The sequence below is a fragment of the Lysinibacillus fusiformis genome (assembly GCF_003049525.1).
Lineage (GTDB): Bacteria > Bacillota > Bacilli > Bacillales_A > Planococcaceae > Lysinibacillus > Lysinibacillus fusiformis.
The window spans coordinates 87,766-101,069 of the sequence record NZ_PYWL01000007.1 but is presented as its reverse complement, the minus strand read 5'-3'; the positions used below and the strand labels follow the sequence as shown (position 1 = coordinate 101,069).

The 13,304-nt window shown below is 32.6% G+C and carries 12 protein-coding genes; 8 read left to right on the top strand and 4 right to left on the bottom strand.

The annotated features are described in order from the left end of the window. Nucleotides 1-39 precede the first annotated feature (39 nt). Nucleotides 40-1,218, top strand: a complete 1,179-nt coding sequence (locus C9J29_RS16125) for a DNA cytosine methyltransferase (RefSeq protein ID WP_107922439.1) — start codon at nucleotides 40-42, stop codon at nucleotides 1,216-1,218. Between the two features lie 376 nt (nucleotides 1,219-1,594). Continuing rightward, entirely contained in the window at nucleotides 1,595-2,935 is a 1,341-nt protein-coding gene (locus tag C9J29_RS16120) for a restriction endonuclease PLD domain-containing protein (RefSeq protein WP_164908737.1), read from the top strand. A gap of 88 nt (nucleotides 2,936-3,023) precedes the next feature. On the opposite strand, the gene C9J29_RS16115 is transcribed toward C9J29_RS16120, so the two are convergent. Genes C9J29_RS16115 through C9J29_RS16100 form a run of 4 tightly spaced genes read right to left on the bottom strand, consistent with a single transcriptional unit; the run spans nucleotide 3,024 to nucleotide 10,009 of the window. After that, nucleotides 3,024-4,853, bottom strand: coding sequence for an AIPR family protein (locus tag C9J29_RS16115; protein ID WP_107922437.1), 1,830 nt, complete (start codon nucleotides 4,851-4,853; stop codon nucleotides 3,024-3,026). Nucleotides 4,854-4,857: 4 nt separating this feature from the next. Beyond that, nucleotides 4,858-5,880 carry a PD-(D/E)XK motif protein gene (locus tag C9J29_RS16110; RefSeq protein WP_107922436.1) on the bottom strand — a complete coding sequence of 341 codons (1,023 nt, stop codon included), beginning with the start codon at nucleotides 5,878-5,880 and terminating at the stop codon, nucleotides 4,858-4,860. Then, nucleotides 5,877-8,543, bottom strand: coding sequence for a Z1 domain-containing protein (locus C9J29_RS16105; protein WP_107922435.1), 2,667 nt, complete (start codon nucleotides 8,541-8,543; stop codon nucleotides 5,877-5,879). Before C9J29_RS16105 ends, C9J29_RS16110 begins: the two co-directional genes overlap by 4 nt. Then, nucleotides 8,543-10,009, bottom strand: a complete 1,467-nt coding sequence (locus C9J29_RS16100) for an ATP-binding protein (RefSeq protein ID WP_107922434.1) — start codon at nucleotides 10,007-10,009, stop codon at nucleotides 8,543-8,545. Before C9J29_RS16100 ends, C9J29_RS16105 begins: the two co-directional genes overlap by 1 nt. Before the next feature lie 436 nt (nucleotides 10,010-10,445). Between C9J29_RS16100 and C9J29_RS16095 the strand changes: the two genes are divergently transcribed. From C9J29_RS16095 to C9J29_RS24740, 6 genes are read left to right on the top strand one after another with little or no spacing between them, the layout of a single operon-like run. Next, on the top strand, nucleotides 10,446-11,078 hold the full coding sequence (locus C9J29_RS16095; RefSeq protein ID WP_164908738.1) for a deaminase domain-containing protein: 633 nt from the start codon (nucleotides 10,446-10,448) through the stop codon (nucleotides 11,076-11,078). 20 nt (nucleotides 11,079-11,098) lie between these two features. Next, nucleotides 11,099-11,518 carry a hypothetical protein gene (locus C9J29_RS16090; protein WP_107922432.1) on the top strand — a complete coding sequence of 140 codons (420 nt, stop codon included), beginning with the start codon at nucleotides 11,099-11,101 and terminating at the stop codon, nucleotides 11,516-11,518. A 28-nt stretch (nucleotides 11,519-11,546) separates the two neighbouring features. Beyond that, nucleotides 11,547-12,083 (top strand): helix-turn-helix domain-containing protein, encoded by a 537-nt coding sequence (locus C9J29_RS16085; RefSeq protein WP_107922431.1) that lies wholly within the window; start codon nucleotides 11,547-11,549, stop codon nucleotides 12,081-12,083. Nucleotides 12,084-12,137: 54 nt separating this feature from the next. Further along, nucleotides 12,138-12,371: an Arm DNA-binding domain-containing protein gene (locus C9J29_RS24755; protein ID WP_237068859.1), complete on the top strand. Its 234-nt coding sequence runs from the start codon at nucleotides 12,138-12,140 to the stop codon at nucleotides 12,369-12,371. A gap of 45 nt (nucleotides 12,372-12,416) precedes the next feature. After that, nucleotides 12,417-12,722 carry a tyrosine-type recombinase/integrase gene (locus C9J29_RS24745; RefSeq protein WP_307723782.1) on the top strand — a complete coding sequence of 102 codons (306 nt, stop codon included), beginning with the start codon at nucleotides 12,417-12,419 and terminating at the stop codon, nucleotides 12,720-12,722. Continuing rightward, complete coding sequence (locus tag C9J29_RS24740; RefSeq protein ID WP_237068857.1) at nucleotides 12,706-13,284, top strand: site-specific integrase; 579 nt, start codon at nucleotides 12,706-12,708, stop codon at nucleotides 13,282-13,284. Before C9J29_RS24745 ends, C9J29_RS24740 begins: the two co-directional genes overlap by 17 nt. Nucleotides 13,285-13,304: the final 20 nt, after the last annotated feature.

Genomic DNA, 13,304 nt, shown 5'->3' with positions numbered 1-13,304 from the left:
CTTTTTATACATCAGTTCTTTAAGTAGGAGATGAAAAAAGTGATTTTTAAAAAAGGCGAATTATTTAACGGCCCAGGTGGTCTTAGTTTAGCAGCTAAGAACACAGTCGTTATCCATCCAGAAACACAAGAAGAATTCCGTATTGAACATACTTGGTCAAATGACTTCGATCAAAATGCTTGCCGCACATATGCACTTAATATCTGTGGTGATGAAAATGATCCTAGTGTTATTTGTGGCCCAGTAGAGAAATTAAAAATAAGTGAATTACCAGAAATCCAGTGCTTTGCATTTGGTTTTCCCTGCAATGATTACAGTCAAGTAGGTGAAAAAAAAGGATTAGGAGGCTCATTTGGACCTCTTTATAGCTACGGTGTAAAAGTTTTAAACACCCACAAACCAAAATTCTTTGTAGCTGAAAATGTTGGCGGCCTACAAAGTGCAAACGAAGGCCGTGCCTTTATTAAGATTTTAAAAGAGTTAGAAGCTCCCGGTGACGTTGAATATGTGGTAACACCCCACTTATATAAATTTGAAGAATATGGCGTTCCTCAAGCTCGCCACCGTATCATTATCGTAGGAATTCGTAAAGATCTTGCTGATGAAGGCATTGAATTTAAAGTACCTGCACCAACAACACCAAATTCAGCTGATTACAAAACTTGTAAAGAAGCGATCGAACATCCATCAATTCCTGAAAATGCACCAAATCATGATATGCCTCGCCATACAGCGAAAGTTCAAGAAATGTTAAGCTATATTCCTCCAGGTGAAAATGCTTGGTACTTTGGCATACCCGAAGAATTACAGTTAAATGTTAAAGGGGCACGTTTAAGCTCAATCTATAAACGCCTCGATCCAACACGTCCAGCTTATACCGTAACAGGTAGTGGTGGTGGTGGTACACATATGTATCATTGGGAAAAAGCACGCGCTTTAACAAACCGCGAACGTGCGCGCTTACAAACATTCCCTGACGATTTCATCTTCACAGGAAGCAAAGAAGCTGCACGTAAGCAAATAGGTATGGCCGTCCCACCAGCAGGCGCTCAAATTGTTTTTGAAGCGATTTTAAAATCATTTGCAAAAATCCCATATGAATTTGTGGAACCAACAAAGAAATTCCAATTAGAATTCCTCCAAAAAGAGAAAGCTAAAAAAGTAGCTAAAAATGATATTAATGCTGAAAAACAACAACTATTTTTCAATAATATCTAATCTTTAATGAAGAATATTGAATGAACATGTTCATCCTTGTAAATTGTAAAAGAAATTAAACAACGTAAGTGATAAACTGCTTCTGAATAAGTATAAATACTTTGGATATTATGGTTGGATTCCACTTATACACGAGTAAGTAATATTAAGCCTAAATCAGCTTGTAGCAAACAGGAGCGATTAGATCTACATAATGGTCTTAAAGCTTCCTGAAATTCAGATGCAATTTTTCAAAGGGACCAGATTCAATTGAAATTAAGTGTAATCGAATAAATGAAAAATTATTTAAACTATCATAGAATCAACATCTCAATAGATACTTTTTTTGCATATTATGTATTTCACTTGTAAAATTAGATTTGGAGGTGACGTTCTCATGTTTATTACTCAAAATTTCGAACAACATATTATTAAGGATATATATAATTCCGGATATAGAGACCTTAAAATTTTATCTGGTTATGTTAGCCCTATTCTAGTTACAAAAATATTAGATGAATTTCCTGAATTAAATTTAAAAATTTTTGTTGGAATGGTTTCTCAAGATGGAATTTCAGAGTTTACACATCTAGCATTCCAACACTTAGTAAGGAGATATGGTAATCGATTAGATGTATACTATCAAATCGCTAAGCCTGGACAACACGGCAATGTGTATTATTGGGAAAATCCATTGATTTTAGGATTAGATCAAAAAATATTTGTAGGTTCTGCAACTTTTACTTTAAATGGTTTCTACCATAGAAATGAGATACTGGTAGAGCATGATGGGAATGTAGAACACCTGTTTAATCATTTAAATTTGATCAATTGCACAAGCACAAACGTTTCTGACAAGGTTGTAATTCACCACGACAAAGAAAATGAATTAGAAGTTTCATTCGAAGATGAACATTTAGATTTTTTTAGATTAACTGAAAATGATGAGTTAGAAAGCTATTATGAATCTATTAATATTCCTCTAACAATTAGGGGAGGTGAAACACCACCTAAATCAGGAATTAACTGGGGACACAATGGTCGAAATGGTTTGAGACAACCAACACGTACAGGGAACGAAGCCTATCTATCTATTTCTAAGCAAGTACATCGTGAACGCCCTCATTTTCTTCCTCAAAGGCGTGAAAAATTGCTTGTTATAACCGACGATCGTGAAATGTTTGTATGTAAAGTCGCACAAGAAGAAAGAAAAGCTATTGAAACTTGCGATAACAATAGCATTTTAGGTTCCTATATTAGGAAAAGAATAGGTGTAACCTCGGGAGCCTTTGTAGAAACTAGGGATTTAATAAGATACGGTAGAGATTCTGTACGATTAACAAAAATTCATGAAGGACTGTATTTACTAGATTTCGCCGCAGACTTAACTTTATCTAATTGCGAAGACCATCTTTGGGATATTGATGATAGAGGTACTAAGATCCTACAAGAAAATGAGAACATGCAAATACTAATTGAATCAGTATTTGTAAGAATTCCTGATCTTAATATTGATGTGTATGGGGGATTAATTTGTACTTGGGATGAAAATTCAAATGAATATTTAACAGATTCAGACTTAATTATAATTAAAACATTGGGGACAGATGATGTCGTTTACGATGAAGCCGGTAGTTCACTGATTGTTGCAGTCTCTAACTATTGCTATTCAATAGGTAGTGAATCACATATGAATTATCTAGAATCTTTAGGCTGTGAAATAATCATTGAAAATTAATTTAACTCCCAATTAAAATAATACTATATCAAAAAACGGTTATATCTATTACATTTACAATAGATATAACCGTTTACTATATTGTCATTTAAATTAAATCACTCAAAACCTTGGCACATTCTTTTTTAAATCCTTCCCAACACTCTTCGGATTTTGCCCATTGTGTGACATTACGTTCTCCAGCTGATTCTCTTAAGTACTTAATAAAACGATTAGCAATTATATTGATTGGTTCTTCCCAATCCCCTAGTCCTTGCTGCCTTATCCATACATCTTCCAAATCAAGTTGTTCTCCATATAGATAATTAAACATTGCAACGGTATAATAAACAACATTTGCCCGATATCCTTTTAAGCCCAATTTCCCCACAATATCAGCTACATAATTGTTTACAATACAACGAGCAATTAATAATTTATAATAGTTTTGATCAATACTATTAATAAGAGGCATACCATCACTATCAGTATCGTATTTCCAATAAGCACTATTCAAAGCCATGAAACGTTTAAAAGCTTCTTCTCCCCCCTTACTTGAAATATGAGGGTATCCTTCCCAAGACATATAATATTTTGCTAATTCAACTTTAGTTAATACTTTTTCTTGGGGGTACATTTTTTTAAAATCATTTTGTTCTTTTCCTTTTTTACGACGCCCAATATCGACCATATACTGACCGCGAGCGCGTTCAAAATACCATTTTGCCTCGGATTTACGATTATGTTGGGCTGGAATCCACGTACTACGGGATAATTTTTCAATATCAGACATAAAGCGAGTATTCGCCAATAAATCTGATTTATTAATTTTATTTTGTGTATTAGCATATTCAGAGATTTTAGAGACTAACTCATCCTCTAAAGCATATTTATCTTGCTCTTCTTCTGCATCAACTTTGATAATCGTCAATTTAGCTTGTACATATACATCCGATAAGTCTTCACCATTCTTATAAGCTTGATGGATAGACGCCGTAGTTTGACCCCCATTAACAATTTGCCAACTCGTTAGATTCTTAATTTCATATAGATTAGAGTTACCGATTTTTTCTATAATACCATCTTTCGCAACACTTGAAATTCCATTATTATAGGCAATAAAGATACCTCTTTGATTAGGATTTTTCAAGGTATCACGAATACCTTTATTAGTTCCTCCACGAGCTTGTAGGAATGAACGTACATTACGTTCAACCAACTTCGGTCCCCACTCATCATAAAGCTGCGCTAACAATTTGGCAGGAATATACCCTAAATAACATTCCATTAAATAATTCTCATTTAATTCCTCGCCTGACGGTACTTTCAACATTTGTAACGTTCCATCATACACTTCCGTAAAGTTAATATCAAAATCGCGAATACCTTGCTCAGCCTCTGATAATCGATAAATACGATCCATGTCCCATACATGTATATTGACAGTCTCAACTCCAGGTATCTTCATCTCAATTGGCTTGTTAGATAAATAAAATGTATTTGTAATCACAAATATATTTACTTCATCTATTTCTTTTTTCTTTTCCAATATAGTTTTTGCCAAATCGTAATACTCTAAAGATCTATCTGAATTTTCCAATATAAATTGAGCATTTGTAAAAAAACGCTTTGCTTGCTTAGCTAATTCATCTATACCAGTTTTATTAATTTCCGGTAATATAAAGTCATCATAATCAATATCATATTCTGCTATATATAAATTCAACTCCGTATAGTCTTCGCTAAAAGCATAAGCATTAACCTTAATTTTCTGTTCACTTTTACGGCATTGTACTATATTAGGTTCATCAGATAATTCCATAAAGTGAAAAAACTCTTGCATAAATGGTACTTCACGCCCACCCATTTCTAAGTCTTTACTCTCTATTTTTTCAATAAATTCTTTATAAAACTCTAGTTTTTGTTTGCGTTCCTGCATTTAATCAACCTTCTTTATTTACACTATATAACTCATTACTACTAACTTTAAAGGATTCGCATAAACTTAAATTCAATGTATAAGAAACGTTCGTTACACCTGCTGGCAACATATTTGATGTTATACATGGAAAATTTTCTTTGACTGAATAGACCGCCTCACCATTTATCACGAAATGCTTATCATCATAAATAGTTTCTACAATACCCAATTCTATTAACATATTATTAAAATTCGTTAAACTAGCGCTATTTAGTTCATTTAGATTTTGTCTAATTTCCTCAATCAAGTCATTTATTGTTAATCCGTTCGTATCATTTTCTTCTATTTCTATAACATATAAATAGATAGTTCTAATCAATTCATTCAACTCTAATTGTTTTTCATTAGAAATTTTCACTTCGTTACTTCGTAATTTCAAAGAGTTTGTTTTTACCTCAATACCATAAGAACCCATCATGAAATCCAAGCGATTCCCCTTGGGTCCTTTCCAAGAATCAACAATTCGACTAACTGCTAATGGATACCTTTTTATCGCTTCATTAATATATGATAACTCTCCGAATAACCCTATTTGTTGTTCACGATTTAATTTAGCTTTCCGATCTTTCGTGAAAAATTGATTCCAACGATCTAAAATTCTATAAATTAAGTTAAATAAACTTATACCTTCATTCGTTTCCACATTTTCCACGAGATTTTGAAGTACTGCTTCGAAAATCCCTTCGCTATTTTCTACTTTTTGAGAAATAACTAGAAATCTTTTGTTCGAAAAAAAGCCTAATTGTTCAAAGTATTTCACTTCGATGCTCAGACCTTTCCATTTTGGAAAAGCCTCTACATCCTTGTCTTGCCATGTTTCTTGCGTAACATCAATAAACACCTGTTTTTCGGAAGTTTGCACATTAATTCCGATTAAAATATATGGGTCATTGTGACTAATAACTTGACTCTGATGTAATTGATGATTATACCCACTTTTCATGCTTTCAAGTAAATTATTAAAGGCATCATTTATGTTAATCATGATTTAACACCTACAGTTTTATTTTGAACATATCGTTTAATATGTCCTTGATTTGTTCGGTCTTCTGTTAATTGAGGGAAGGCCAATGCAATACCAATAGGCACTAAATTTTTGTTGAATGGTACATCTAAATCTTTAAATACTGGAACATCCGGATGTAATGGGTAAATAATTAATAACGGATTTGATTGATTACGTAGCATCTTATTATCTACGCCATCTTCTTTTTCTAAATCAATAACAGATTGGTTTGCTGATACAATCGCTCCAATGTCAACAACATCTGAAACTTTAGCACCTACACCTGTACCACGAATAGCAGCACCCTCAATCTGGATAACACCTAAATCTACTGGATATTTCCCAATCCCTTTTTCCTTATTCTTCACATTATTAATAGTACTTTTTGTAAAGTCCATTACTACAACATTAAACAACTTAAAATCGCCTTTTTTATTAACCGTTTTAATATGATTAGCTAGCTTCTTACTATCAACAACACGTGCATTATAAGCTGTTCGATACGTATTTAAATAATCTATTACAAGCTTACTTTTAACATCATAAACAACATGATGAACTGTCGAACCTCCCTTACTTTCGAATGGATTCTCTATTGCCTCTAGGAAATTCTTGGTAGATTCCATATTATCTCGATAAAATGCTTCATTTAGCTCGAAAGAACGTGTTTGCTGAATCGAACCATTATAGTAAGGCGAACTCTCTAAATTACGTCTCTTACTTGGACTTGTAATTGTCATGAAAGGATGTGATAACATACTAACCGCATACTGTTCTGGCGTTACTTTCCTTTTAGCCAACTTAGAGAATTCTTCTCGAAGCTCAATCATAACTTCCGCTAAATGATCAAAATAAGAAGCAATGGTATCGGTTGTATAAATACGACATAAATCCATGTATCCACCTCGATATCCAAACCATCTTCCCATCTGCATCAAGGTATCATACATAGAAGTAGAGCGGTAATAGTATGATACTGTTAACCCCTCTAATGTTAGACCACGAGATAATTTATCTCCTCCAATAGCAATAACATTTAGCCCATTCTTCTTGTATTTGTTATATTCTAAAGCATGTTCACTCTTCCCGTTAATCTCCATAACTTGTACTTTACCAGCTATGTTCTTCAATTCATCTAACACTTTTTCCCAGGGGAATATTTCGATTTTCTCTTTTTTAATTTCAGCATAACTTTCTTGAGTTTTTAAATAATCTTCTAAATACAATTTCTTCAATTGTTCTATATATTTGCTTTTTTTATTTATCGTAATATCCTCTTCCATCTCTTTGTAGAAAGCATTTATTACTTTTTGCATATTCGATTGTATACCAGTATATCTAGAAACATGAATTAACATTGAATTATGCTGCCCCTCATGTTTTCTTAAATTACGAATCGACGTTGAAAGTAAGAACGCTAAAATCGCTTCCTTCATAGTATTAGGTACTTTTACAAATAAATCTGTCTTATCCGACTTGTTAATTTCATCAAATAACTTAGCCTCATCATCGCGAATTTTACGTACTAATGGTGCCTTATTATCTTCCTCAAATCCTGTTGTATTAAAATATTCTTCTGGACCACAATAAGCCTTAGGTTTAGGCAAAGCTATAATAAAGTCTTTTGGATATAAGTCCGTTCCAAATTCATCATGATTTGCAGATGCATCAATTAATAGATTCGCAAATGGAGTTGCTGTATAAGCAACATAAGACTTTCTATTAAAGACATTTAATAAATCACGAATTAAACGGTTAATTGTTTTAGGTTTTTCACTTTTCTTTGGATTTGCTGTATCAATACTCGCTTGATCAGCTTCATCATCGATAACAAGAACAGGTACATCAGTTTGTCCAAGTTCAACACTTGCTTTTAGCTGTTCTACTAGCGCCTCTAATACATCGCCATTTTTCTTAGTTACAATTAAAATTGGCTTTTCAAGATTTCTCACACCAATAGCATTATTTAAAGAAATATCATTTGTAGCTGTTGTCCAAGTCTCGACTTGAATTCCACCCGCCTGGATACTTGCAACCCCTATTTTTTTCTTTGTATCAGGATCCAAAATTCCTACAACTTCTTCTTCTAATCTTACCTGTGTTTGGGCACGTAAATCATTATTCATACCAGCTAATACAATCACTACTTTATAACCGACATCATAAGCCTTATTAATTAAACCGGTAAAATTGGCTGTTTTCCCTGATTGAACATAGCCTAATACAAGCCCTCGCACATCAAAAGATTGGACTTTATTAGGGTCACCAATTAAACTTAAAATTTCATCTGTAGATGTATCAATTGACGTTACTGTATCATACTCCCATTTTTTGTGATTTAATAAATATTGTTTATAGCGATTCCAATAATAAGTATACATAGGAGGATTCGCAACATCGAACCATGCTTCTAATCCGGCTCTCTTAATAACTTCATTTTCCGAAACTGGCATTGCAATTTTATAACGCTGATGAACCATAGCACTAAATCGTTCCAATTCTTCAGAAGATAACCTTTCTTCGGGTTTAGTACTTTCAATTGCTTTTTCAAATGCTTTTTCTGTAGTATCAGTCATTGTTTTAAACAGTCCCATAAAACCATCAAAAATCCCTAATAAATTATCTATTTTCTCTTGATCCATTAATAATTCACTTCCTTTATTAGTATTTGTTTAATAGCTTTTACACTAGCTGCCTCAAAACCAGTAGTCATTGAAATAGCTTCAGCTAATCGATCTATAAACGGCGGGTTTGATGATTCTTTTGCAAATTCACCATATGAAATAATAAGCTTTTTAAGTGAATCATCAATAGCTTCATCTTCATTTTTAACCATCTGAGATGTATCTAGAAGATTATTAGGAGATCCTATTTCTATAGACTTCAAATAACTATTTAATAATTTTCGTGTAGAAGTATCTAGATTATTCAATATCTTTTCTAATATCGGATGTGTACGATTTAACATATATCTACTTCCATGTTCTGTATCTCGAATTACCCATGTATTTAAGGAGCCTTTGGTTCGTTCTCCCTGTTTGCCTATACTATCACGTTGAATCATAATATTTTGTGAAATTTGTCTATAATATTTTGCAATTTCACGTAGTTTATCCTTGATTTCATCTGGAACAGCTACAAAAGATTTTTTAATATCAATTTTCCAATCAATATCTGAATCGTTTCCAAATTCCACTTTAATTCGTACTAATTGTGATGCTACATCTTTAGGAAACAAGTTAAACCACTCACCAAAATTCACTAAGCGTTGTTCACGATAAATATAGAAGCCTTGTTGATCTCTCCAGCCCTTTGTACCGGCTGCTTTTTCATAATCTTGTTTATTAAAAGTAGACGGGTGAGGTAGAACAAAAGGCGTGACCCGAATTCGCTTACCATTATATCTAATTATTTGCGATTCTCCCTCGTAACGTCTTTCATTACCTTCTAAAAAAGGATTCCATGGATTCAATTTTTGATCATTAATTGTAATAACAAGTCCATTTTCAAGTAACACATGGTATACCATCTCTAAATATCGTTGAATTTTACGCACCTTGCTATTAAAACTTGCAAGTTTAATAACCTGTTTCTCCCCAAATCCACAAAAACGGTCTAATTCGTTAATAATAACAATTGTCCCTGAATTCCCTTTTAATTGCTGTTGAAAACCCTGCAGTTCCTCTGGAACTTGCATATGCAATTTCCAAGCATTCACTTCACTAACATAATCCAAATTCCAAGAACGTTGTGAAACTTTCCCTTTTTTCATTGTTAAAACACTTAGCACTTTCCCTAATGAGAAAGAAGCAGTTTTTAATCCCATTCCGTAACGTCCCAGCTCTTTTTCTTTACGAGCTAAACGAGGGTCCTTAGAACCAATAGTCATAGCATTTTGTAGATATGCTTCATCCATTCCACTTCCATTATCGCAAATCGATATAATGCCATTACCTCCATTATATTCAAAATTCAAACGAATCTCCGTTGCCCCTGCATCTAAGCTATTATCTATAAGATCCGCTATTGCAGTTTGTGGTCTATAACCAATATTACGCAATGACTGAATTAAGGAATTAGCCAGAGGTTGTGTCTCTATTGTACGCAATAAAACTCTCTCCCTCTTTCATTAATAATTTAAGAATAACAAATTGTCATATGTAACTACAACATTCTCCTTAATTCTGGAAAATATAAACCTTATCACTTCAATAATAAATATTAAATAAAACGTATAGTTTTAAAAAAGGAGAATGTATGATGCCCAATATTACCGAGGATGCTCGTGTCAGAATTGGAGTTTCGAAATTAAACATATATCAGGTTATCATTGAAAATACGCAACCTACAAAACCATTACTTAAGAGTTGTGGAATGGATTCTTGTTCAACTAACGAAGCCTCCTTTAGTTGAATAAGAAGCAAATTTGCATTTTTTAATAAACTAAATTTGGAATATATGCTAAAGTAATGTTATTAAAAATAATTTCTAGTCCAAACATCACCATTAATTATTACAATTTTAATAAGTTAGGAAGTTGTCGAATGAGGTTATCTGAGAGTTATTATTATTTTGAAAGCCCAACAGGACTTGCACTTCGTCAAAAGTATGTAAATTTCGAGTCTTTTGTGAACCAATTTTATCTAGAAAGATCTACAGATAAACATGTAAGAAATGTATTTTTATTCGATAAGAATTTTGCAGTAGGTATGATAAAATTCAGGAATAATACAGGGAAAATTGTTCCACCTATCGATTATGTATATTCAAGTAGTCAAATACATAGTATGAACGATAGAAAACTTTTTGGTGTAAAAATTCAAGAAACAAGAAAAAATTTATTGAGGTTAATGTCTTGTTTAGATAGTCGGTTCGTACTAAGTCCGAGAATTCATACTTCAGTATTTTCACCCTTAAGAGTTAATTCCGATAATGTGATAAATGGACCAGGTGCTTTTACTAGAATGTACGATACCGAATATAAAATATTAGAGGATTTTTCAAATGTTATTCAACGTTTGAATAATGATTATAATATTTTGTCTTTGAATGTCAATATCGAGGTAGAGATTTATACTCGATTAGAACCTTGTAAAAGTTGTAAAAGTGTTGCAGGAGAATTTATTCAAAAATATCCGAATAGTACTGTGAGATTCTATTTTGACAGACCATACTAGGGATTGCGAGGTGATTTTTATTGGATAATTTAGATAATGACCAAGCTATTAAGTATTACAGTGAAGAATTTATTCTAAATATAATTAATGACTACTTAGTAAATGCTTTTGAATTATATGACGGTGAATTAATTGAAGGGCTTTCTTTTACAATGCACAATGTAAAAGTTATTTATGATAACGGAAAATACCGTGCAATAACTTTATATGTTGTAATGTACTTGCTTGAAACTCTGGTTTTTGAAAAAATAAACTACCTTTATTCACTCGATGAAAAGGATTGGCTTTACTGGAAAGAGAAACTCTATATTCTATTTAAAGAGAATGAAATAAATACAGAAGAACTTGAAAGAGAAGTTATTAGAAGTATAAAAAACAATTTAAATGAAATAGTGAATTATATCTCGGAATTTAGAAATGATAATAATCTATTGTACTAACGGGGGCTTTAATTGAATAAATAGAAAGATGCATCCATCTCATACGAGGTGGTCTTTTTTTATTCATCCGGTGTCAAAACTTAAGACATTTGGAGACTATTTAAAAAAGTACCGCTTAGAAAATGATCTTAATATAAGCGAATTCCATAGATTAACGGGTGTATCACAACCCTATCTCTCATTATTAGAAGCTTCTGAAAAAGTTCCGTCAAAAAAAATTATTGAAAAATTATCTCATGGCATGGCGGAAAACCCATTGGTGCGTGCTGCCATAGAGGCAGAAATGTTAGAATTAGCAGGTTATAAACCCTTACCGAAAAAATCTAATCAACAAACTAAAGATTATTTAAAGGAAATAGAAGAAGGCCGTTTAATAAGAGGCTTTGAGGAAGAAATCAGGGAATTATCAATAGAATTATCAAATTTAAAATCTAAAATAAACCTTAATTATATTTTTGAAGAAAACCCTAATTTTCAATTAGATGGAACTTATTTAAATAAAAAAGAACTTATAGCATTAAAATACTTTTTATTAGGCTTACGTGCCATTCGAGAAGACACTTAGTTCCTAATCTCCTTATTTAACTTGCCCCGCAAGCGTCTATTAGGAGGAATATTCATGACAACTATTCATAGTTACAAAAAAAACGGTAAGAACTTTTATAAATTCCAAATATACATTGGTACTGATTCTCTAACTGGAAAGCGTATCAAAACGACTAGAAGTGGATTTAATACAAAAAAAGAAGCTCAACTCGCCTTATCTCGCTTACAGCTTGAGATAGATAGAGGTGACTTCCGTAAAAAATCCGTTAATACATTCACTGAAATTTACAGATTGTGGATTTATTAGTATAAAAATACAGTTCAGGAAAGTACATTTGTAAAAACAAAAGGTATTTTTAAAAATCATATTTTACCCGCGCTTGGTGAATACAAAATAGATAAGATTAATGTACAGGTATGTCAAAAACATGTGAATGAATGGTTTGAAAAGCTTCAAAAATACCGCATAGTTAAGTCCTATGCTTCAAAAGTATTTGACTACGCTGTAACGCTCGAGATTATTTCTGATAACTGTTTGAAGCGTGTAACAATGCCTAAAAATCTTGAGCAACCCATTGACGATGAAAAAATCAATTACTATACAAAAGAGCAATTGATTCACTTTCTAAAATGCCTAGAGAATGAGAAAAAACTTTAAAGCATTTACTTTATTCCGCTTACTAGCTTTCAGCGGAATGAGAAAAGGAGAGGCTCTTGCATTAACGTGGAACGATATAAACTTTAAAAATGCCGAAATCCGTATTAACAAAGCTTTGTTACGTGGTGAAGATAACCGTTTATATTTGAAAACGACAAAAAATAAGGCCTCTATTCGTACAATCAAAATGGATAGGATTACGATGGATATTTTACAAGAGTGGAAAAAGCAACAAAAGCAAGATTATTTAGTTCTCGGCTTTAATACACTGCAACCAAAACAGTTGGTGTTCAGCAATGAGAGCAATGAGTATCTACAACCTACAAAAACTCGTAAATGGATGCTACAAGTTCAAAAAAAGTATAACTTAGACGAGATTACAACCCATGGATTACGTCACACACATTGCAGTCTACTTTTTGAAGCTGAAGTAAGCATTAAAGAAGTACAAGAACGCATGGGACATAGTGACATTAAAACTACGATGAATATCTATACTCACGTTACAAAAAAAGCTAACGAGGCAGCAGCTGAAAGATTTGCAAATTACATGAATTGTTAACTCTGAAAAAATGCCATACT

Coding starts and splice junctions, on each gene's coding strand:
- C9J29_RS16120 (WP_164908737.1), top strand. CDS start 1,595: ATGTTTATTACTCAAAATTTCGAACAACATATTATTAAGGATATATAT.
- C9J29_RS16115 (WP_107922437.1), bottom strand. CDS start 4,853: ATGCAGGAACGCAAACAAAAACTAGAGTTTTATAAAGAATTTATTGAA.
- C9J29_RS16110 (WP_107922436.1), bottom strand. CDS start 5,880: ATGATTAACATAAATGATGCCTTTAATAATTTACTTGAAAGCATGAAA.
- C9J29_RS16105 (WP_107922435.1), bottom strand. CDS start 8,543: ATGGATCAAGAGAAAATAGATAATTTATTAGGGATTTTTGATGGTTTT.
- C9J29_RS16095 (WP_164908738.1), top strand. CDS start 10,446: ATGAGGTTATCTGAGAGTTATTATTATTTTGAAAGCCCAACAGGACTT.
- C9J29_RS16085 (WP_107922431.1), top strand. CDS start 11,547: ATGCATCCATCTCATACGAGGTGGTCTTTTTTTATTCATCCGGTGTCA.
- C9J29_RS24755 (WP_237068859.1), top strand. CDS start 12,138: ATGACAACTATTCATAGTTACAAAAAAAACGGTAAGAACTTTTATAAA.
- C9J29_RS24740 (WP_237068857.1), top strand. CDS start 12,706: ATGAGAAAAAACTTTAAAGCATTTACTTTATTCCGCTTACTAGCTTTC.